The organism is Sphingobacterium sp. BIGb0116, from assembly GCF_024808035.1.
In the GTDB taxonomy this organism is placed as follows: domain Bacteria; phylum Bacteroidota; class Bacteroidia; order Sphingobacteriales; family Sphingobacteriaceae; genus Sphingobacterium; species Sphingobacterium paramultivorum.
Genome location: NZ_JANUDT010000004.1, coordinates 82524 through 105734 on the forward strand (window position 1 = coordinate 82524; position 23211 = coordinate 105734).

The 23211-nt window shown below is 37.8% G+C and carries 24 protein-coding genes; all 24 read right to left on the minus strand.

Going from position 1 to position 23211, the window contains the following annotated elements:
- Positions 1-61: 61 nt before the first annotated feature.
- Complete coding sequence (locus tag M2419_RS11490; protein ID WP_259255108.1) at positions 62-442, minus strand: hypothetical protein; 381 nt, start codon at positions 440-442, stop codon at positions 62-64.
- Between the two features lie 277 nt (positions 443-719).
- Entirely contained in the window at positions 720-1118 is a 399-nt protein-coding gene (locus M2419_RS11495; protein WP_259255109.1) for a hypothetical protein, read from the minus strand.
- Positions 1119-1489: 371 nt separating this feature from the next.
- Entirely contained in the window at positions 1490-3025 is a 1536-nt protein-coding gene (locus M2419_RS11500; protein ID WP_259255110.1) for a family 43 glycosylhydrolase, read from the minus strand.
- Positions 3026-3348: 323 nt separating this feature from the next.
- On the minus strand, positions 3349-3828 hold the full coding sequence (locus M2419_RS11505) for a hypothetical protein (RefSeq protein WP_259255111.1): 480 nt from the start codon (positions 3826-3828) through the stop codon (positions 3349-3351).
- 38 nt (positions 3829-3866) lie between these two features.
- Entirely contained in the window at positions 3867-4277 is a 411-nt protein-coding gene (locus M2419_RS11510) for a Dabb family protein (protein WP_070565284.1), read from the minus strand.
- An 11-nt stretch (positions 4278-4288) separates the two neighbouring features.
- Positions 4289-5614, minus strand: a complete 1326-nt coding sequence (locus tag M2419_RS11515; RefSeq protein ID WP_259255112.1) for a hypothetical protein — start codon at positions 5612-5614, stop codon at positions 4289-4291.
- 87 nt (positions 5615-5701) lie between these two features.
- On the minus strand, positions 5702-7081 hold the full coding sequence (locus tag M2419_RS11520) for a cell wall metabolism sensor histidine kinase WalK (RefSeq protein WP_259255113.1): 1380 nt from the start codon (positions 7079-7081) through the stop codon (positions 5702-5704).
- Positions 7078-7767 (minus strand): response regulator transcription factor, encoded by a 690-nt coding sequence (locus M2419_RS11525; protein WP_259255114.1) that lies wholly within the window; start codon positions 7765-7767, stop codon positions 7078-7080. Before M2419_RS11525 ends, M2419_RS11520 begins: the two co-directional genes overlap by 4 nt.
- 200 nt (positions 7768-7967) lie before the next feature.
- Complete coding sequence (locus M2419_RS11530; protein WP_153846974.1) at positions 7968-8678, minus strand: SH3 domain-containing protein; 711 nt, start codon at positions 8676-8678, stop codon at positions 7968-7970.
- A gap of 732 nt (positions 8679-9410) precedes the next feature.
- Positions 9411-10169 (minus strand): NADAR family protein, encoded by a 759-nt coding sequence (locus tag M2419_RS11535; protein WP_259255115.1) that lies wholly within the window; start codon positions 10167-10169, stop codon positions 9411-9413.
- Positions 10170-10471: 302 nt separating this feature from the next.
- The gene (locus M2419_RS11540) at positions 10472-10681 is read right to left on the minus strand and encodes a hypothetical protein (protein ID WP_182329784.1); all 210 of its coding nucleotides are present in this window, start codon (positions 10679-10681) and stop codon (positions 10472-10474) included.
- Positions 10682-10761: 80 nt separating this feature from the next.
- Entirely contained in the window at positions 10762-13410 is a 2649-nt protein-coding gene (locus M2419_RS11545) for a hypothetical protein (RefSeq protein ID WP_259255116.1), read from the minus strand.
- Between the two features lie 21 nt (positions 13411-13431).
- The gene (locus tag M2419_RS11550; protein ID WP_153846979.1) at positions 13432-14247 is read right to left on the minus strand and encodes a GLPGLI family protein; all 816 of its coding nucleotides are present in this window, start codon (positions 14245-14247) and stop codon (positions 13432-13434) included.
- Positions 14248-14757: 510 nt separating this feature from the next.
- Positions 14758-15138 carry an SH3 domain-containing protein gene (locus M2419_RS11555; RefSeq protein ID WP_153846980.1) on the minus strand — a complete coding sequence of 127 codons (381 nt, stop codon included), beginning with the start codon at positions 15136-15138 and terminating at the stop codon, positions 14758-14760.
- Between the two features lie 352 nt (positions 15139-15490).
- Positions 15491-15913, minus strand: a complete 423-nt coding sequence (locus M2419_RS11560; RefSeq protein ID WP_153846981.1) for a hypothetical protein — start codon at positions 15911-15913, stop codon at positions 15491-15493.
- A gap of 62 nt (positions 15914-15975) precedes the next feature.
- Positions 15976-16539, minus strand: coding sequence for a suppressor of fused domain protein (locus M2419_RS11565; RefSeq protein ID WP_153846982.1), 564 nt, complete (start codon positions 16537-16539; stop codon positions 15976-15978).
- Between the two features lie 348 nt (positions 16540-16887).
- A complete protein-coding gene (locus M2419_RS11570) occupies positions 16888-17334 on the minus strand; it encodes a nuclear transport factor 2 family protein (protein ID WP_153846983.1) in 447 nt (148 codons plus the stop codon).
- Between the two features lie 156 nt (positions 17335-17490).
- Positions 17491-17979, minus strand: coding sequence for a PepSY-like domain-containing protein (locus M2419_RS11575; protein WP_259255118.1), 489 nt, complete (start codon positions 17977-17979; stop codon positions 17491-17493).
- Between the two features lie 222 nt (positions 17980-18201).
- On the minus strand, positions 18202-19440 hold the full coding sequence (locus M2419_RS11580) for an McrC family protein (RefSeq protein ID WP_259255119.1): 1239 nt from the start codon (positions 19438-19440) through the stop codon (positions 18202-18204).
- Positions 19441-19444: 4 nt separating this feature from the next.
- The gene (locus M2419_RS11585) at positions 19445-21190 is read right to left on the minus strand and encodes an McrB family protein (RefSeq protein WP_202883687.1); all 1746 of its coding nucleotides are present in this window, start codon (positions 21188-21190) and stop codon (positions 19445-19447) included.
- Positions 21191-21318: 128 nt separating this feature from the next.
- Positions 21319-21723 (minus strand): hypothetical protein, encoded by a 405-nt coding sequence (locus M2419_RS11590; RefSeq protein WP_182329794.1) that lies wholly within the window; start codon positions 21721-21723, stop codon positions 21319-21321.
- Between the two features lie 84 nt (positions 21724-21807).
- Entirely contained in the window at positions 21808-22188 is a 381-nt protein-coding gene (locus M2419_RS11595) for a hypothetical protein (RefSeq protein WP_182329796.1), read from the minus strand.
- A gap of 44 nt (positions 22189-22232) precedes the next feature.
- Positions 22233-22640, minus strand: a complete 408-nt coding sequence (locus M2419_RS11600; RefSeq protein WP_259255120.1) for a hypothetical protein — start codon at positions 22638-22640, stop codon at positions 22233-22235.
- 87 nt (positions 22641-22727) lie between these two features.
- Complete coding sequence (locus M2419_RS11605; protein ID WP_259255121.1) at positions 22728-23132, minus strand: hypothetical protein; 405 nt, start codon at positions 23130-23132, stop codon at positions 22728-22730.
- Between the last annotated feature and the right edge of the window lie 79 nt (positions 23133-23211).

Sequence of the window (23211 nt, forward strand, 5' to 3'; positions counted from 1 at the left end):
TAATACTTTGATCGCAGAAAACAATCCAGCAACTGCATAAGCTGTCATCCCGGATGGAATTCTATAGGTTGATCCATAAAACTTTAGGTTCTTGATTAGTAATAACATCAATTATATTATCACTGCTACATACCATATAATGATCCTTAGCTAAGTTATCAAACATTCCATAACTTTCCCCATTAAACCATTGAAGAAATTTTGAAGCATCTGTTTTACAAAACGTATAGATAAAAGGATTATCCAAGGTCTTCATCCGCCCGGATTCATTCACTATTCTATAGGCTAACGGATTGCTAAATTCTATTTTTAAACACCTATCAGCAAGATCAGATTGTTTTAATAAGACGATCAGCGTCCCCTTTTTAAAATACATTTCATAAAAAAACGGATTATTTGGCAGATCCCTTATAGGATCCCATCGCTCATACTTTTCTTCCATTACAATGAATCTTGTTGAACTAAATAGGGTGAAGATTTATACATTTATACATTTGTCTAATTGAAGGCGACAGCTCTTCATAATAATTTTTTTGTTACTATTTTGATCTCCCTTAAGACCAATAACTAGGGGTAAGCTGCTACAAACAGCTAACATATTCTTTCAGGGAGCGTACCAGCCTATTAAATAAAAAGATCCACCAAATTCACACGACCTATATCTAAATATAGAGCTTTGTACTGAAATCCAGCTGAGCAAATGTGCGATCCTCAATCTATCATTTACACACAGCATTATCTAGCTTATAGAGATTTCCCAAACTATCGGTATTAAATTTAACGATACCCGTACTAGCATCTCCATCAGTATCATTACTAAATACATACTTCATATTAGGTTGTAAATAAAATGATTTTATTCCTGCACCAGGATAATTTTCTACTAAATTATTGTTCTGAGTAATGTCTCTAAGGTCGACAACTGTTTGGCTCTTAACATTATCTTTAAGTTGAAATCTATAAGTATCTATGCTATCTTCAAGGGAAAAACGTATAATATTGCCACTTTTTGAGATAATTGTTTTTTGAACGGTATTAACACAAATAGCATTTCCGTTACAGCTTTGAATTATTAATATTATTATAAATAAACAGAAATTATTTTCAACTCTTCTCATCTTATTGATATCTAACCTACTACAAAGCTAGGATAAATTCCTTTACAATAAACCCAAAGGGAAAGGGTCTGATTAACACATCAAGCCTGTTTGACTTACAAAAGCCACATCTCAAGACATGGCTTCTAAACTTAACTTAAACATATGATTCACTATTCGCTTGTCGCCTGCCTGACCTAACAGACCACCAGTTGTTAAATACTTTTTATAGGAATTAATCGATTTGGATACTTTCCAGTCATCACCCAGGCGCTCCAAAGTAACCAGATCTGTTTTAGTAAAGTTTTCAAATTTCCGAACTAATTTTTGGGGTCAAGTTATCGGCTTTCGCAATGGCTGAATTCTTTATTTAAGAACCTTAAGTTTTTAGTTCACTTTGCGTGTTGTTTAGATCTAATAAGCGTTACATCATCTATATAGCAATAAGCATTCGCCTTTCCACTAGCCATAAAACCTATTTCAACGCGCCCATTTTTAATGGATATGTTCGCTAGGGTAATATCACTCCAATGCTGATCCGCTTTGCTCAGTTTTTGTTTATACTCTTTACCATCACTTAAGGCATACATATGTAAATCCTCAAATCCACTACCGCGTTTAAATTTTGCAGATAAAGTATATTTTCCATCTGCTAGTTTCACATCTTGGCTGGACTGAATAATTTGTGAAACCTTCCGTTTAAAATCTATTTTATCACTAATCTGCAAGCTCTTTTCTCCAATTACCTGCTTTCTATCCTCGGCAGTGTTGAAATAATTAAGCACAGGAGATAAAGAATCACTAACAGATAGCTTATTCCCCTTAATGATAGTAGTTTGCCATCCTAATAACTGTTCCTGAACAGGTTTTACCGGACTTGGTATATGTCTTCTATCGGCCTCGAAACTACCGTTCTTCACATAATTATTGTCACTGTTAGCCAGCCATTCTCCTGTTGTTGGATGAAGACTCCATGAACTTAAGGAATTAAAAATAGGCTTCGGGCCATTAAAGGAAAGAGGACACCACTGGTTGTACCCTAGACCATTACCCGCAAAATTAGCCCATCTGTCTCCACAATATATCACTGTCTGCTTTTTAGTCCCTTTTAGCGTTACAAAAAATCCTGTTTGCGTGACATGGGCATAATCTGCCTCTGAGCCTTCCATGATTAGCATTTCATTGGTTGGCGTATATGGACCGTAAATATTATCTGAAACTAAGTAATAGGCAAAAGAGGAGTCCCAGCCGTATAAGTTAGAAGCAAATAAATAGTATTTTCCATTATGTTTAAACATACAATTACCCTCTCGTCCCTCGCCTTTAAATACCATATTGCAATCCAATAGTCCTACCTTACCGTCCTTTACACCAATTTGTGAGATGTAAATCCTGTTTCTTCCTCTCCCATAAGAATACACTAAGTAAGACTTTCCGGTATCCTCATCGGTGAAGACCGTTTGATCTCCGGTGTTGCTGGTGCCTATCATACCAGTCATATCGATGCGCTGGTGCCATTTAAATGGGCCATTGGGACGCTCCGATAAGGTAACTAACAATTGATCATTGTGTTGGATGAGCAGTGCATACTTACGTATTTCCTTGATGTATGCGACACCTAAACGTCCTGCCCAACGCGTTGTCTGGGTAGAATTTTTATTGAGTTCATCAAGAGTCAATACATCGCCTTGAGAGGTCCAGTTTACGAGATCCTTAGACACATAACAGGTTACAGAAACAAAATTGTCACGTTCAGGAGTAACACTAGGATCATTTCGGTATTTTTCAGATTCTTGATATTTTGCGCCATACCAAAAATATTTAGTCTGCCCATCTTCAGGATCTTTGAAAGAAAAAATACCTCCTCCTTGACTATAAATAGGATGTCCATCTTGGGTGTCCCAAAAAATATCATTTTTAATCTTCAAAAATCCTTTTTTAGGATTTGACTGACCTTGCAGCTGTGAAAATAACAGGCAAAAGATAAAAGAAAATAAAATGTTTTTAGAAAAGGTGATCATAGTCTTGGTCCAATGGAAAGATCCAAGATAAAGCAATAATTCTTAAAGGCCATCATGGTCCAACCTGTCCTTTCGAAAAAAGGCTCAACATAAAAATTGGCGTCGTACAGTGAAAATCCAATAGTCTTTAGAAACATTGGATGACGAAACAAAAAAGAGGAAACGATAGGAAACAAGAAAAATTACTGCCAATGTTGTGCCCCAGGTCAGACTGCGGCACAACATAATTGTTAGTTATTTTTTGTTACGAAAAGGTCATCAGCCCCCTCATTGATAGGGATATACAATCTTTCCCAGCTTTTTGAATGAACCATTTCCCAGCTATGCCCAGTACCTTTCAAATCTTCAGCCAAAAGAATCGTTCCAGGTTCGATTAAAAAAGTTGAGCCATCGCTGACTTTAAATCTGATTTTACCTTTCAGCGTAACCACGTATTGTCTTCTTGGAGCTGGATGAGCGTTTTTCTCCCATTCTTCTGTCTTATTGCTTGTCCAAAATGTACTCGTATTGGCGTGTTTCAATGTTGGAATAAAGCCTTTTTGAAACGAGCAGGTTCCATCCGGATTGTTGATCAATCGTACTGCAGGCATTTTACCTTCGGCTTCCACGTTGACCTCCTTAATTTTTCCATGACCTTCTTGCGCTTTCACAGCGTTTAAGCTTGATGCTGCCAATACGCAAGCAATAGTTAGTTTGGATATCATTTTCATTTTGTAATGTTTGAAATTATTATTTTGTTGTTTTAATTTTAGAATTCATAAACCGTGTCGTGCACCATCATCCGTTCAAAATAAGGTTTGTATTTAGCGACAAGGGCGAGGTGTCCCGGCAGTTTACCGTAAGCCTCTAGTTCCTCCAATGTCGCAAATTCCATGGACGCATTGTAGGTAAACGAGTTGTCCAATACCGCTCTTGGGGAAGAAGCAGCTGGCTTGCCATAACGTACATTTTTGACATAGGGAAGCTTTTTAAGACCTTCAAAAAACTGTTTAAACTCTTCTACCTGTTCAGCAGACAAGTCAGGTTTTAGCCAAAAAAGCAAATAGTGGAAATACACTTTTTTAGTTTTCGCTTTTTTCTCTTTTGCCATCAGTGAGGTGGCCGCAAAGCTCATAACACCAGCAGTACCTAGTGTAAGGATAAAATCTTTTCTTTTCATGTTATTGCTATTTAATTAAAATCAATTCTATATTTAAGCACAAATGCCCACTTGTGATCTGTTACCACAGCTTGATCCGCAGCATTTAAATTATAGATCGGACGATTTTGCGCATCAAAAGTCAGCCGGCTGCTATTACCGTGCATCAGTAGCGAGATACCTGCATCATAAATTAGACTTTTGTCTTTCAATGCCTTGTAGTCCCCTACTTGTACAGAAACCGCTGGCTGCAGCTGTAAATTATGTTTGGATGGATTGAAATAAGGGAGTGTACCGCCGACCTGTGCGTAAAATGTATTTCCCGTGCCAGCATTTGGCAAGCTATTTCCCGCACCATTCAGGCTTGCATTGGCCGCATCGATACCTGTCGCGGGGTTGTTTGTCCCTGCAAAGCGGAGATAGTTAGGACCATAATCGCTGTGCATGGCCATACCATAGGCACTAATCGAAGTTCCTTTCTCTTTGTCGATGGGCGCGTCATAGATGATATCCGCTGCAAAATTGCGCATATCGTCATTTTTGGTCATCTGCCGTTCATCCAGATGCCAAAGGGCATTGTGCATATACTCAAATCCAGCCCCTATGCTGAGCACATCTTTTTTACCGAGGTACGTACCCGAATTGAATGGCGTTTCGTTACTCTCTTTATCGTGAAATGCGTAGCGGAAGTAGCCTGACACATCTTTGCGTGCTTCATTTTTGCTGAAGGTGGCTTTATTTAATTTTGGATCAGCACTGGCGGCGGAATATGGATCAGCCAGTACCACCCGATAGTCAAATTTTCCAAACTGCCCTTTTGCATAGATGCTCATTTCACGCACGACCATATCAGTCGCCCCAGTATTGGATGTCGCATACAGAGGCAAGTCGTAAAGCAGCGTATTGAGCGGGCCTGTTGTAAAACGGGAAAGACCGCGCCAAGTCGAACGGCCGCCACCGATCGCAAGTTTGGGACTGAAACTATATTCTGCATAGGCATCCAAAAGATCCATATACGTATTAGTTTTGCTGTTGACGTTTACGTTGGTAGGCCCCATCTGTAATACAAACAGTAAATTTTCGGTAGGCTTGTAAGTCATCTTTGCCCTAATACGCCGCAAAGAAAGATCAGATACATTCGAAACGGACTCGTTGTTTACCAAGCTTCCCGGATTGAGCTGACTATATCTCGCCCACAGCTCAGCGTATCCGCTGAAGCTGATATAACGTGTATGCTCCTTATTTAAGAAATGAGTAAGTTTTGGATTTCCAAAATCATTGGTTTGCGCCTCGGCGAGCTCTGCGCTACCTAGTCCCAAACTGAGGAACAACGCCAAGGTAAGCTGTTTTCTATTCATGATTCAACCTAATTTTGTTTTTTTGATAAGTCAAAATTAGGCTGAATATGGAGGTGATATTATTAGAAAACCATTAGAATTTTTAGCTTATTCAAGCCCCTTTGGATAGGCCAGTTTAAGTTCGACTGAAAACACAGTCCCTACATGGAGAGTTGAATTAACCGCTACGGTACCCTGATGCATCTCCATAATCCGCTGAACAATCGAGAGACCGATGCCATGTCCCTCTTTTGAAGGCGTACCCGCCACACGGTAAAACAAATCAAAGATATGCGGGATATCCTTGCTGTCTATTCCGATACCATGATCTTTTACCTGCACCTGCGCTACGGTTTTATTTCTGGAGAGCAGTACCTGGGCATGCCGATCGGCACTATATTTACAGGCATTCTCGATCAGATTAGCAAAGGCCACTTTCAAGAGGTAGGCATTTGCAGATACCAAGATTTCCTCTTCGTCGATTGCAGCATTAGCATCAAAAGAGATGCTTACCCGATAGTCTTTATTTTTCTCTAAGACCACCAACTTTGCTTCAAGCAGTATTTCATCCAGTCTGATTTCTTCAAAATTTACCTGCGAACTATCGTAGTTTGCCCGGGCAAAATCCAGCAAAGCTGTCGAAAGTACCGTAGCCTCCTTCGCATCGAGCAATGCCCTATCAATAGAGTTAAAATACTCATCCACATTGGTATTCAGCTGCTGCGCCAATTCCAGTTCGGCGATCATAGCTGCCAAAGGTGTTCTAAACTCGTGTGAAATAATGGATACAAAATGGCGCTGGTTGTTGAAAGATTTTTCCAACCGATTGAATGTATTGTTGAATGTTTCGATAAGTTCTGAGAGTTCGTCCTTCGCATTACTATCGGAGACACGTGTGCTCAAGTTATGTTCGGACACATCCTTTATCTGATGTATAATGTAATTGATTGGCTTAAGAATATAACGTGCAAATAGAAATGAAGAGAAAAAAATAAAAAATAGGGCAACGATATAAATCGTTATCAAAATATTTTTCAGCCGTTCCATATGTGCAAAACCCGTTACATCGTACGCATGTCCGATCAAGAAAAAAGGCTTACCCTCAAATTGATAGTTTAAGCCCATATACAGTTCTTTGCCTTGCTCCCATGTAAAAAAATTAGACGTTTTGACAGATTCCAATCTAACATCGGGATACGTCGGTTCACCTATATCGGAAAAAACCACCCTATTCTGCTGATCGAAAACAGTAATCTGTGCTTCGTTGATCAGCTTTTTATTTTGTTCATGAATTCTTCTTATCTGATGTTCCTGCACCTGTGCATCAAAAATAAATTCTGCGCGCCAGATGATCTTATAGCGCAACCGATCCACAAATTCTTCCTGCCGATTTAATTCCGAGAAGAAATAAACCGCATAGGCGAATAGAAACAAGATGATAGCCGAAGAGAGCGTAAATACCCAGGAAGTTCTATTGACAATCTTCATTCTTTATTGGATAAAATAAATCCATGTCCGGATTTCGTATGAATCAATTTAGGTGAAAAATCCCGGTCTATTTTTTTACGCAAATAATTGATATATACATCAATATAGTTTGTTCCGGTATCAAAGTTTTTGCTCCATACATTACGTGCTATTTCATCCTTGCTGAGCATGGTCTCCCTATGTTTCAAAAAGAAGTGAAGGAGATCAAACTCTTTGGGAGTCAACTTAATAAGTTGTCCCTGACTATGAACCTGCTTACTCCGGAGATCAATACTGATACGATCATAAGTCAGCAGCCCCTGAATCTCTTCTTCACTGATTTCCCTGTGCCGTTTAAGTAAGACAGCGATACGTGCAAAAAGTTCGCGTATTTCAAAAGGTTTTACCATATAATCATCGGCTCCCGCATCAAAACCAGATATTTTTTCATCGATACTGCCCAATGCTGTGAGCATGATGATTGGGATCCTGGGGTAAGCCGCACGCATATGTTTACTGAGCTCTATGCCATTCATTCTTGGTAACATGATGTCTATGAGAAGTAAATCATAGTCAACAGATTTGGCTTCTTTGATCGCTGATTCCGCATCACCAAAAACATTGACCAGGTAGCCCTGACTTGCTAATCCTTTTTTCACACTCGAAGCAACGCGTTCATTGTCTTCTACGACCATTATTTTCACCATTCTAGCATGCTTGTATGTATCTACTAATACTGCTGGACAAAGTTAGTTATTTTTCAAAAAGGCTGAACAATTCGGTTTCAACTTATTAAAAGGTAACAGCAGTATAATCAAAATCCTATCCCCTCCTCATAGCCGCGCAGCCTCCATGAACTTTAGACAACGGTCAGGAAAACTCGGTAAATTTACCGTTATCGCTATTGCTAAAATGGCATTGTTACCACTCTTGCATTATATTTACCTTTTTTAATCTCAAATAAAACTGCATACCCACCAGCTCCATCGCCATTAACAGCAGTAATGTATAAAATATCATTTGAGTCATCATAGTAACATGTTGCAAACTCGTTGTTTACATTAAATAGGTTTTCAATTTCCTTTGCCGGGATCTGGATAAATCTTCCCTTTATAGTAGCTTCAATGGAGGTATAATGGCTTGTAGGGATTTCGCCATCTGTTCCCCAGACCTGCTGTCCTCTAAATTTGTCTACAACGGTATAGCCATCATATTGAGTCGATGAAAAATCACTCTTATTTTTTTCATAATCGAAACTATCTGAATTTATTTGCACGGTTATATCTTTTGCCATAAATTCTGCGGTGCTTTCATCAAAAAATATAGTAGGGATCTGCTTATAGGATTCGATATATTTAATTCTTGAATTGTGTACATACCCAGTGATGCTCTTGTTGTTTTTGTCTGTATAATCTACAATTACCCAATCGCCGAACTTGTCATCAGGAAATGCATAAACAATTTCAGCAACAGCAATTTTTGAAACAACCGCACTATTCACTGTGGCTTGTTGCCTCACATTTACATAGCCGTCTTTATCAATTATTTTTGCAAATTGAGCCGAAGCCAACTGGCATACAGTGAGAAAAAGCAGTACTAACAGATATCTGTGATTCATTTCGTATAAAGTTATTACTGATAATATTTTGCCCTCAGCTTAATAAGATCTTCGATTATTTTATCTTCTTTAATTGAGGTGCTGTATACAAATTTAAATTGAAAGCTGATAATTTCGTTACTTTTATTTCATTTTCTACTTTTTAATTACTCAGCTCATAGAGATAAATTTCCCGGAAAAGCTGTCGCACTTGAACAAAACCTCACACTGTCATCTGGAGAAAACAAAAAGAATGACGAGCAAAATTCTAATTATATAATTTTCCACAAACCTAATGGATCTGATTCATTTGAAGTGTTTCGCTACTTTATAGCTTATTCAAGTGGAAAGTAGGTGTGAAATGCTAATATGCTTTCTAAATCCTCACAATTGACTATTGTTCTGTAAATACAAAACGGCTACAAGCTACCTTTCGAAAGAAAGGTTTAACATAAAAATTAGCGTCGTACAGTGAAAATCCAATAATCGTTAAAAACATGGCATAACGAAACAACAAAGTGCACCTGAATTGTCCTATTTAATTTTATGTTTAATGTAATTGGCTAAATTCGGCATGTCAACAATAGCTTGATCAATCTTTTCCTGAAATAGGGACATTCCAAGTCTGATCTTTAGATTTTCATTTAGGGCATTATCTACCCTTTCTTTGCCTTGCAAAACATAAGAAGGTAAAATTAGATAGTTCAATGAGTAAATGTAAAAAATAGTTTATTCCAATAAAACTATTTCGAGCTAATAAAAAACCATCCATGAAGAAGGATGAGGATAGGTCAGTTGATATATCGTTTGTTCCCTTTCAGACAGATTATCATAATAAGTACCGAATTCGCTCAAATATTCCTCACCTAATCCCATTCTCCAAAACATATCCCTACTGTCCTTATCGGAAAACCTCGACCAAGGCGGTGGCATAGCGTTTTGAAGTACTTGAAATTGTCCAAATTGACCTAGAAAATCTCGTACTTCCATCAATGCAAAGCCCAATAAATTTTGACCACGCCAACAATAGATGTTTTCAATATCGACGTCATCTTGTGCAAGTCCAATACCCCAGATGGCATCAACGGGGCTTGCCTCAACAAGAACTCTATTTTCTGTTTTTAACAGATATTCGGCCAGCGCCCAATGTTGATTAAACTTATGGATGTTTCCTTTCCTAACGATCTCAAATTTGCGTTCATTCCAAATCTGATCATCATAGCCTACAACTTGCCTTCCCAACTCTTTGGCCTCACCCGGTTTAATACAGTTGATGATTTTCTCAAAATTCTTCTTATCATCAAAAAGTAATGCTTTTTGGGCCATCATCCAATGCTCCGCAGTCCTATAGGTAATATTATCTACTGTAAACGGACTCTCATACCATTGACTGAAAACAAATTTTCCAACTTCCTGATTTTGCTTGGCTATATGCCCCCAAAAGAAGAGAAATTTGAAGCTATCTCCATTTTCAAATCTATCTGTTAGCCACTTGATAGTATATTGTACCATATGCTCAATTCAAAATTGATTACCTATTATCCATCGACATACAATGATACGCAAAAAATTGAAGCCACATCTCTCGACGTGGCTTCGCAACTTATCTATTTGTTAGGGATGGCTCTTATTTATACGAATTGATTGATTTGGATACTTTAAAAATAACCAAGCTCCTATTAAAAGAAAAAATAAACGCCAGTTTGCCTTTTCACAGCTTCTTCAAACAGGCAAATAATTTCCTCCAAAAGCATCTGAATACGATCATCTTTTAGCCTTAAATTTTTCAAATATTTTAATCCTTTCTCCAACTGTTACTTACTCGTGATAGCATCGTCTTCAAAATCATCTATTAAACAGCCTAGCATATTATTCAAATCTGAAAATACACCACAAGCATCTAATTGATAAAATTGCGACTCTGAGAGAACTAACTGGATCAAATCATGATCTCCGGCTTCATTAAAATCCAAGAACTCTTCTGCCCTTTTGTCTTTTGGTGTAACGATATAACGATTTTTCATATAACAGTAATCCTATGGTTGTTGATCAATCAAAGGTCACTTGAGAACCTTAAGTTAACAAATTCTTTGGGAGTTAAACACTAGATTTTAAATCGCATTGCAATCAGAAACTGTCTTGGTCTGAGTTCGAAATAACTCTGTATAAGCTCATAATCTGAGGAAAATTGCTGCAGATAGTTTTTATTATTCAAGATATTGGTTGCTGTCAACTCTAAATCGGTACGCCAATGGCTTAGCCTGAACCGATAAGTTGCGTCCATAAAATACTGACTTTTTTGTGCCTTGACATTATTTGCATATAATGAATTGGACAAGGTGATCAAATGTCGATCATGGGGCGAAATTACCAGATTAAAAAAATGATTGTTATACAACAGCTCATTGCGCTGTCCAGCAGCCAATCTATTGTGGGTCCGACCCATAGCAAGCCGGTAATCTCCGGAAATCAACGCTGAAGACGAATTGATCAAGTCAAGTGTGAACGACTGACTGCTTACATGTTGTTTGACCAACTGCTCATTGAGCAAATAATCTGAAGTACTCCAACTGAAATTACCATTTAACTTTGCTACAGTTTTGATACGGACAAATAGTTTGGAAAGTCCACCACTGATCCCATGCGACAGACTCTGCGCATTTTGATTAATAATACTGGTCGTGCTGCGTCCCATACTATCCAATACTGTACTGAACATATAGTCACGCCAACTTTTTCTAAAATTATAACCCAGATTGGCAAAGCTTGCCTTCAAGGTGTTTTTATACGCATAATGTATTCCTGTACGCAGCTCTTCATTCTTGAGTAAGCGTGCATCATACTTTTGAATACTGCGATACTGACTGATGATGTAACCATTGTAGAAATTGTCGAGCCCACCAAAATTTCGACCTCCACTCAGGTTTGTACTGATCGTATTTTCCCCGTTAAACAGATAGCTCATCGAAGCAGAGGGGCTCCAACTGCTCCGCAATTCATTTTTCAGACGCTGTATACCTTGTTGTTTGACATTATAGTAATATTGACTGAATGGCAGATTAAAACTGTATTTAAACTTGCGCACTTCTTTCCCAATTTGGAGCGCCATCCGCAGCTGCATCTGCGCGCTATTCATAGCATTGAAATAACCAGTATCCAGGACGCGAATATCATGCTGATCATGCAGCTCGATATAGCTGTTTAACGTACTGTTGTTGTAATTCAGGTTGATGCTAGGTGAAAAAGTCCATGTTTTGATCTTGCGCGATAAACTCAGGCCATTTTCAAAATTAAAGCTCTTAAAACGAACGATCTGTCCCATCTGATCATAGGGCATCCCGCCGTTGAGCAACGATTCAAACTGACCGGGATTGACCGTAAGACGTTGAGGTGTACTGTGCCACTCTAAAGTAGACGTGATATTGACCAACTGCTTGCCTATAAAACGGCCGAGTGAAAAGGAATTGAGAAAGGCTTCGTCTGAGAATTTTTTGTCCTGCTGTATAGGGATGTCTTCATTAAAAAGAATATTACCGGCACTGTTATTCCAATGTTTACGATAATTGGTACTGTTACTAAAAAAAACGTTTGACTCGTTCTTTTCGACCAGCATCCCAATATTCAACTCATCGATACCATAGCGATTGTCTACTACCTCCTGGTTGTGGATCACTTCGTTGTTTGTAAAATATTGTGTCGACGTTGTTCCTTGCAATTTTCGATTATCGTGGAAATAAGAAAAATTACCTTTGACTTCCAAACCGTTCTTTAACTTTTGAATCATATTGCTACTCATTAAAAAGATCTGGTTGTTCAACCATTTTTTCTGATCGAAACCCGGAGTGGCGACCTCCCGAATGGAGAGATAGGACGGTCCATCTGAAAAGCGAGATCGCGCTGTAAAATAACCAGTACCTGAATAGAATGGTTTTAACTGCTGTGACACGTCATCGCCTACATTGTTCGTCTGAAATGAATTGAGCATTTGAAAGGTCTTGGCAAATGTCATTGGTGTAATATTAGCATCCCAAAGCGCAGGAGCTGCTCCAAGACCTAGTTTACCGGTACCTGTTGTGGTAAATTTCTTAAGCTGTAAATTAAGGGTGGCGCGGTTGGAAAAGACCAACTTATCCAACATTTTGATGGGTTGATGATTTTCAAGGATCTGAACTTTCATAACCGCATCTGCTGGAAGATTTTGATTGATAAGCCCGTAACGTCCGCCCATCATGTCCAATCCATTGACCCGATACTGTTGAATAGGTTCGCCTTGATAAAAGATCTGACCGTTGCGCATCTCTACGCCTGGAAGCTTCTTGATGATATCACCTATTACACGATCTTGCGCTCCTGTAAAAGAAGCTACATTATAATTAATCGTATCTTTTCGGTTGTACACTGGCACATCCGACACCTTTACCTCTTGTATTTTCCGCACCTCACTTTTTAAAATATAAGCATAATTTGCAGTCGCATTGGCAACATGTACGCTACGTTTGGCATAGCTGAGGTGATTAAAATCCAACTGTACTGAATCTACGTCGCTAACTTTAACAGTAAGTTTGAAGGCTCCACTAGCGTCACTTTTTGAAAAGTTCAATAAGGCTGCAGAACCGATCTTTTTATAAGACACAGTGACATTGGCGATCGGTTTTTGATTTTCGTCGAGTAATTTGCCTGTAATAATGGTTTGCGCAAAGGAATGGCCACCTATCCAGATAAATATGATGGTGAAAAAGAGTTTAGCTAGCATAGCGTCTATTTGCACATCTCATTAATGCCGCTCGATAGGATTATTATCTGTTTTCATTTCTGCACGGATATTTATTTTGCTTTCGTCAGATAATATAGCTCCGGTCAACAGCGCATATTCAATCATATTATCCCTTAATTTTTGCCTTTCCTTATAAAAATTAGCTTTTGTTGTCTTTTGGATAATAAGGTCTGGTCGTAATTGATCGAAAGTGGCCGATACACTGTTTACTTTGCTTATGGAGACCATATCGAATATGAAATACTTATCCTGATCTGATATGGACAACACTAACCCCGGTAGTCCACAAAACTTATATGGACCATCTGAAATCGGTATATCCATGGTAAACCACGCGATCCATTTTCGCCCGCCCCAGTCCGTCGTTGCTTTCTGACAAACAAAATGATGTATATGCGCAGTGTCAGGGTGTATTTCCCATTGCATATCTGCCTTATTTTCCTCATAGTAGGACAGCTCATTATTTCCACTAAACCCCACCCCGTTCATGGGATCGTAAGTGGAAATGATATCTTCGCGTTTTATAATTAAAAAGTTATTGGGTGCTATACGACCATAACTGTAGAAAAGCATATTACTGCCATGTGCCAGTGCTAATGCTGAATCAGCTCTAAATTTTGATAGGGTCTGAAAATGACTTTCTTGCTCACCGATCGTCAATTGTGTAAAAATACTTTTTCGCGAGGCACTAGATGTACTATCGTTCTGATAAGTAAACTTATACATGATCTTCATATCGAATGCCACCGGTTTGACCTGAGCATGAACGGTAAATTGAAATAATAAAAAAAATAGTGGGTAAAATAGTATTTTCATAATTAAAACGGATTCACTTGAAGAGGATTATAGCAGTTTTGATAGGCTGTTCTTATTTGGTCCGATGTAGGGTTATCATTTAATTTCGCATGCGTCACCTTAATAGTATCTAGCAAAAATGCACAAGTATAATTTAGATCACTATTTTTACCTTTAAAAAGAGCAGATTTACCCATAAATTAAGCGTTTCGTTTGGTTAAAAAATTACAAATCGTGATAACTAGCGTTACCAGAATGCACATTTACACTTCAAGTTATATATACATTACCGAATATTAAAATATTAAATCAAATCAATCGATTGCGTTATTTTAAACGGAAAATAATTTACGCAAAACTCACATTTCTGGTAAGCTATTTTGGTGATCTTCTTTCTTTTCGATGTTGCAATAGTCTCCATATCTTGTACTATGCATTGTTTCGATATCACAAAAGAAAAAAAGCCACATTTCCCAAAGTGGCCTTAATAAATAGATGATTCATGAGTGGTTTGCCCATTTACGACGATACTTACTTTAACATCGGTGGCATTGTACAGTAATAATCTTTTTTATAACGATCTACATTCACTGATGCGAAACCCACGCTATATTCAAATAATGTGAAATCAAAACGAAAAGGAATATATTTAATTCTTGAATTGTGTACATACCCAGTGATGCTCTTGTTATGGTTGTCGGTATAATCAACAATTACCCAATCGCCGAACTTTTCATCAGGAAATGCATAAACAATTTCATCAGCAGCAATTTTTGAAACAACCACGCTATTCACTGTAGCTTGTTGCCTCACATTTACATAGCCGTCTTTGTCAATGATTTTTGCAAATTGGGCCGAGGCCAATTGGCATACAGTGAGAAACAGTAGTACTAAAAGATATCTGTAATTCATTTGGTATAAAGTTATTACTGATAATATTTTGCCCCCGACTAGTAAGATCTTGTACCATACGATCTTCCTTACGATGACTCATATTTACGAATTTAATTGAAAGATAACAATCTCGCTACCTTTATATCATTTGTTGATTAAAAATCTTTTAAAATATATGCTCGGACTAGCTATTTACGAATTTATATAATGAAAGTCCTTTTACCCGTTTTCTGCTGAAAACTCGCTAGGGTTAATGACTTTTTGTAGATAAATTTCATCACTAAACAATTCCAAATGTTCTTGCATCAATCTTTATGTTGCTAGAAGTGGAAGCTGTTTTAATAACAGAACAGTATAACTTATTATTAACTCATTCCATGAGATTTGAAATCATATTCCTTCTCCGTAATGGATTATTAATGATTTCCTGAATGAATAATCCCCAATCCTGTTCCATATCATTTAGATAGTCAAATAGCGCTGGATAGTTGAATTTAGGAGCAAATGGAAAAGAAAATCTAACAATTAGGTCTTCTTTATGATAAATAAGAAGCTCCATCGTATTCTCCGTTAGTTGTATCAAATCTACTTTACATTGATCTCCCACATGGAACTTTGTTGTACCAAATAAAAAATAAAGTTCATTTTTTTCTACATAAAAAGCTGTCAAAACATCTTCAATCTGTCTGTACCATCCATAAATATTGGTGACTGGCTCCAAATTTTCAAACTCTTTGCCAGATTCTAAATCAAACAGTATATCGTGTAATTCAAAATTTCGTAGTAGTTTCATAGCTATCTATTTTTTAGAAAAATTGGTATTTTTGACTACTAAATCCCGAGATATTATTTCATTCAAACCAACGTGTCCCTGAATGGATCTAAATAATTTAATCCTCGTTCTTCAAATATTTCCTCAAGCTTTTCGGCACCATTTTCCTTTTTAAAAGCTACTTCCTCCTCGGTAATAGGCAGCAACCAATAGAAATGGACTGATTTATTGTTATCAAGGATAAGAATTTCGAGTTTGGGTCCATCGAGATAAGGCAGCGAAATAAGGCCATAAGAACAGGGAGAATCCATGCGCCATCCTCTTCCCCAGTTGATGGTATGCCAATGTCCCAAACTTGCGCCAAATCTATGATAATGTGCTACGACTATTAATGATTCAACTAATGTTTCATCTTGCTCACCAGAAAACATGTGCAGTTCGAGGGCAAATTCATCATGCAAGCCAGACATACCTATAGTAGCATAAGCCCACATGTTCCGTTCGGCTGTTGGGGGAAATTCCAGCACCCTAAAGTGATCGCCTAGATCCTTATAGGGACCTTTTGGCCAAGTCAAGACGTTATATTCCTGTCCCCAATTACAGGTATAGTGTTCTAAAAGCTTCTGATTATATAAGGCTGTATCCATTTTTTTCAATTTATCAAAAATAATCTACTCCAATAAAACTATTTCAATATAACCCTTGCTCTTACTATACAAAACGGCAACAAGCTTCATTTCGACAAGGAGATTCAACATAAAAATTGGCTTGGTACAGTGAAAATACAATAGTTTTTAAAAACATTGGATGACGAAACAATGGGAAACATAAAAATTACTGTACAAATAAACGCTAAAAGAAAGGGTCTGATGATAATCAGTTCTTTTGACTTAAAAAAGCCACATCTCTCGACATGGCTTTGAACTAAATTTAAACATATGATTCACTAGTGCTCTACATATTACATCATTTGACAGAGCACTAGCTATTGTAAACTATTTATACGAATTAATCGATTTGGATACTTTCCAGTCATTGTCTTCACGAACCAAAGTCACCAAATCAGTCTTGGTAAAATCTTCAAATTTCAACGTTACTTTAGCAACCATATAGTCTGCTGACTCTTCAAGGATATCCGTACTTACAGTACAGTTCAGCTTCTCGCCTTTTTGTTTTTTCAAGGATTTAACCACTTCACTCCTACTGTGATTTTGTGCATTGGATGAATGGATCTTTTGATTGAAATCATCAGCGAATAACCGCTCTACCCCTGTCGATTCTCCCGCAGTCGTTACCGCAACATAGTGATCAAGTGCAAAGTCTGCTGTAGAAAGGTTAACGTTTGCTTTCTCTGATTTCGATGCGGGTTTGTCAGCTGCCATAGCAAATGTAGATACTGCGATTAAAGCTACTGTTGCGAATGTCTTTACTAATGCTTTCATAATGTCTTTATTTTATTGTGTTAGTTTTTTTATCTGTTCTTATTTGTTGACTCAAAACTACGACACAATACGCCCCTAGACTACGGGCTTTAGACCAACGATCAGGAAAACTCGGTGAATGGCAGGAATGGGGAGATAAGCCCCCCTTAACAATGATTATTTTTTCTTGCGCAAAAATTTACCTTTGGTATCAAAATATAGTTTATTGTCATTCGTTAGTTCCAATTTATACCCTTTAGAAGATTTATCAATGCTCTCCACAGCAGTACCCTTGTAATTTTCTTTCAAGTAAGATTGTATTGACTGCGGAAAAAAAACGGTCGGCAGTCCAATTCCATCTGGAGCTTTAACCTCAATCCAGTTACCCAACTTCCCAAAGTCAATTTCCGTACGATCAGCCAATATCACTTCGTGAAATGTTCCTGTGGCAGAAGGGGATTTCTTTACCTTTACTTCAAGTATCTGTATATTCGGAAAATATGCCTTAATAAATGCCAAAGCACTATCTGGTAGCGTTACATTCTCTAAAGGTTTAGATTTAAGTTGATTTTCTTTGCTGAAATTATAAGCCTTATTACTTTGCGCAGCATTTGAACATGCGCAAAAAATTAAACAAGTAGGTATTACCAAGAATAGCTTCCACATGATCGTTGTTTTTTTAAATAATAACTTTTAAAGAAGCAAAATGTTTTTAAGGAATTTACCCAAATTCTTAAGCTAATTGAATATTCAATTCTACATACGCATACAAATCTTCTTCAACACTCTTTTTTTTAAGAAAAAGAGCTGTACTAAAAATCACTTTCTTTATTTTATAAAATACATTCGTACAATTGGGGCCCTGTCTCTTGAAAATGGCCAGGACTGCTAGGTGAACTCAATCAGTGTAAGAAGATCTTTTCCCAATGACCTGCTCAACTTTCCTTCGTCATCCAAGATCGACAGTAAACCAATCTGCGCTATGTATTCTTTCCCATGGTAGGTATCGCAAAGCTCTTTCTTTTTCTGGGTATTGGCATGGGGATACAGCAACATTCCTCCTACAGCATTCCAATAATCCACATAAACGTAGATCTGTCGTAGATCTTGCGTGGATATCATATCATAGCTATAATTCTTCCATTTGGTATCAATGACAAACTGTTTTCCACTGATTCGATGCTTCAACAGAATATCTGGTCGAAGGGTCTTATCGCGCCAAAATTGCTTGCTCTCCTGTCCTCGTACTTCCCAATCTTTCGAACAGTTCGCCAACTGCGCAAGCACATACTGCTCCCAGAGCTCATTCATATTGAAAAGCAGAGCCAGCATATTTTCAGTTCCCGCCTTGACATTGGGGGCATAGTTTAAAATAATCAATCGTGCTAATTCAATTGCTGTCCGATAAGGTTCCATTTTACGGCTATAAGATAGCCTATCAAATAATTGCTGGTCGGCCCAGATCTCTTTGACTTCTGGAAAATTCAATTGCACCGTCTTGCAACGTCCATAACGATAGCTCCCTCGCGACAGGCGAGCAACAACCTCCAAGCCTAGCTGGAGAATCTGATGCAGCACATGGTCACCGCCATATACTTGATGGGTATTGTAAAAATGCTCTTTATGAACGAGATTACGCTGAATATGCCCTGCAAACTCTAGTTTTCCTTTGAGCGCAACGGTATTTTTAGTTTCCTGATAATATTGTTTCACCAGTCCGTGATGCAGCAGTTCTTCTACCGCTGTTAAATACCAGTCAAAATAGATATCCAACAGATGGATCTGCTGTTTGTCAACAAAAGCCTCCCCAACTGCTGCAACCTTTAACCGCTCCGTTTCGAGAAGCATTTCGATCAATACGTCGCGCCAATTTACGGTAGATGCAGTCCGCTGGATCTTGGGAAGGATTTCAATGACAAGATCGTCCACCTGAACAATCCCGACATAGTTTTTAAATCGGATACCCTGATAGACAGGCGCAAAGTATTTACCCTGATGTAGGTCATTGTATTTGAGCAGCACATGGAAGTAAATCTCTACAAATCGCAGACTTTCTCCTGTCTGAGTCTTATAGGACTGATTGAGATACAACGTATCATGCTCATAGACTTGAAGGACATGCTGCATATGATTATCCGATCAATTGATTCAAGGCATCAATAATATTTTCTTCTGGTACCTCGAGTACATTCAGCTTTGGTTTATACTGCGGCTTCCGTATTTTATCGAAATCCGGAAAGAGATCTACTGAAAAGCTGTCTTTTTCAATTTCAACAAAACCTGCTCCCAGCACCAAAGCAATTTTCTCCTCATCCCGATAAAAGTATTCTTTGAGTAAGGGTACGATGCAATTGTTAAAGGCATGCGTGAGATCGCGCCGTGACTGCACATTAATCAGATAAGAATGTCCAATTTGATGGTCTTTGTCCAAAAGCACCTTGATGCGATTGTTGATTCTACTGAGGACATGTTGCAGATTGATATTTTCGATGATGATATCGCCGAGCAGTTCGGCATTGGGCATCATCTCCACAAAGGCAAACCGACGGCGCAAAGCAGTATCCAAAGCTTCCACCGAGCGATCGGCTGTATTCATGGTACCGATGAGATACAGATTGGATGGTACAAAAAATTTCTGCTTGCTATAAGGAAGGATAACTTCAAGTGCTTCGTCCCGTCCGGCACGTTTGGATTCCTCAATCAACGTAATCAGCTCACCAAATATGGCGGATACGTTGCCCCGATTGATTTCGTCGATAATTAAAACCACAGGCTTTCCTTGAATATCCTGATTGGCCATCGCCTTTTGAAATACCCCGGAATTAAACTTACTGACCAGTTCGGCACTGGCAGGCCTCTCTTCACTCGAGTGCAGTTCGAGATAGGTATTGTATGCCGCATGGGCACAGGCAATCTTAAACAAACCGCTTTCTACTTCATAGATAAGCTGCTTGCTTCCATCGTCGGTTTCATGAAAACGTGGTTTGATTCCTTCCACAAAATCCTCATAGCTCATGCTCTGATGAAAAGTTGTAAAAAGGATCTGTCCGCTATCCACATACCGCTGGTAACGTGCTTTCAATGAAGTCCTATCCTCAAGGGATAGTTCCGTTTCGCTTTTTCCTTCGATGATGGAAAGAGCCAAGTTGATGCTGTTATATGTTTTTCCCGTACCAGGAGGACCATACAAAATTTGGTTGAGCTGCATAGGGATACTGTTTGCGAATGTTTCGGTATTGACAGATGTTTCCTCACCCCCTATTTCTTTAATGATAGCATGGTGTTTTTCGACACGTTGGTTCAGCTTATTGATCAGACTGACAAACTCCTGAGGTGTAACGCGGTGCGCTGTAAACCGTTGAATAGATTGCTTGACACTCAAGATACCCAGATCGACGATAGCGATAATATCGGCCAATTGGCCATCAATATCCTGGTACATCGCTTCCAAAGAGACATAGTTTTCTTTGAGGCCAGCGATTCGAATCGTATACATTTTTGCAGTTTCATTGATTTTCCGTGCCAGCTTATACTTTTCCACCAAGGGCTCTTTAATTGTCTTGATTAAGTTTAGCACCGCACGATTTTGATCATCTTTGGGATCTTGGGTTTGGGTAAATTCAAAATAGTACGTATAAGTAGACTCCCCCAACACAAATATTAGACTCATAGCATCGCCAGAAGAACCCGGGAAATTGACAGGAATAGACCAAAAGGTAGTTGCAAAATAGCCCGAACGCTGGGTTCCGATAAAGTAATCCGTTTCGGAATTCTTCGTGGCACTTTGTCTCACTGTAAACGTAAAATTGTTGTCTGTCTGATGTTTGGACATCAGCCAATCAAAAACACTCTTTTCGTATGCTTCGTAACTTAACATATATGGTACTGGCTTGCTATCTCGGTATTCCTACCGTGTTAAATAATATTCTTGAAAATCTAATTTGATCGCTGTAGACACAGCTCTTAAGGATTGGACAGCTGCCTGTCCTTGGAACAAAGATACGATTAATACGTCTGTTTTTGTTGATATACTTTTGGTTCATGCGCTGACAGCACATTGATTAAACCATCAGCATGCAAAAAGATAAAATGCTGAACATTTTCTTTACTAACAATATGATAACTATTTTTTACTATCCAATCAATCAAATCAGATTTTTCCACCGTAAATAAGGACCAGTTTCCAGTAATACCATAATCGTCAATTATTTTTAAAGAACTGTTTTCATTTTGATTTTGATAATAAAGTGCATGAAATCCAAAATCGAAGACAAGGTTAAGTTCAATATTCTCTATTTCAAAACTTATCTGCAGTCCATTCTCTTGATCATCTGATAAACTTATTAAATAAAGGTCTCCATTAATCATCTCAGCGGGATGCCATTTTTTTAATATGTTGCTCTTTTTCATATGCAAATTTAGTGGTGTTTAATGGCTCATAAAAATGGGTAAGCATTCCTTGAGCAAATCCGAACTTCGTCTTTTTACTCCATTTCAGAATTCTGCTTGCCAGACAACTTCGATTTCATCACCACTTATGATGTCGATAATATTATTTACATTACCAACTGAATAGTGTTTCAGATCCCAATCTGAAAACATTTCTTGACTTTCTCTACGAAACCAATCTAAATAGTTTGAATTATCAGATACCACTAAACCTCTATAACTTGGGTGCTCATAGAGGCTTCTTGATCTTGCACCTTCATCTGTCACTTGATAAGACATTGCACCTTTAAATTTTAAGATTAATATTCGGTCATCTTTCATTTCAGCCAGATGAATCTCTATGCTACCACCGTTGTCCGTTAAATTAACAAAATAAAGATCATTTGGTGGAGGAGATACAGGATCCCATTTTATAAAATTGTTCATAACTATTGATACCTGAATTTTTTTCCTTTTAATTTATTAACGGGTTAACTCACTAACGTTTTCACCTCTTCCTTACTTAACCAGCGAAATGTAGCAGGTTCATCCGAAAGTACCTCAATTGCATTTTCTAAATTATAAATAACGAAATGTTCAATATTTTTTCGTTCTAAAATATCATAGCTGCCCTCAATAACTGAATCCAAATAAGCGGAGCATGTAGATCTCGCAAATCCCCGAAAATCGTCGTTCTCGTTAACCATCTTCATTAGCGCCAAGTCGATCGTAACTTTATACGAAACAAAATACTCAAATTTTATTTCGAGAATTTGAGTGTGATCAACTAAGTTTTTTAAAAGAATAACTATTTCACTGTATTCCACATACATTTTATAAAAAAATAAATCTTGAGGAAGGGATAAATCAACAGCCCATTTTTCATATTTATCTTTCATCGTGTAGTATCTAAATTTTGTTTCTATTACTTTTTCGTCCAAATTCAATATGGGGGCACTGATGTTAGTCCTACAGGTCCAGCCTAACTACCTTTCTAAATTTTCAATTTCTTTTTTGAAATTAGCTAATAGAGAATAAAATCGAGTTTTCAATAGCTCACTTTTTCTTTTATTATCCATAACAATTTCATTAAAATAGATAGCATCAACCCAAATATTTAAATTATTAGTATTCGTTTCGAGCATAAAATCATAGGCCTTTTCGATATCCGACAATTCGAAACTTGAATATATATCCTCAGATTTGGATAATTGCATAGCTCTCAATAATAACTGACTTGACCTTGAATCCATTTTATAGCAATTATTCAATTTATCAAAATTTTCCAGGAACGACAGGTCGTTACCAACTTCACGTTGAAGTTGATTTAATGCTTGGGCTAAAGAATCTTCAAAACTTTTTAACGCTAGTAGGTGCTTTTTAATATCCATTACTTATTCTTTTTTACGCCCAATAATCTAAGTAACTAACCGCTCTATTTTTTCACAATATGATCAGCTGTAGTTACGA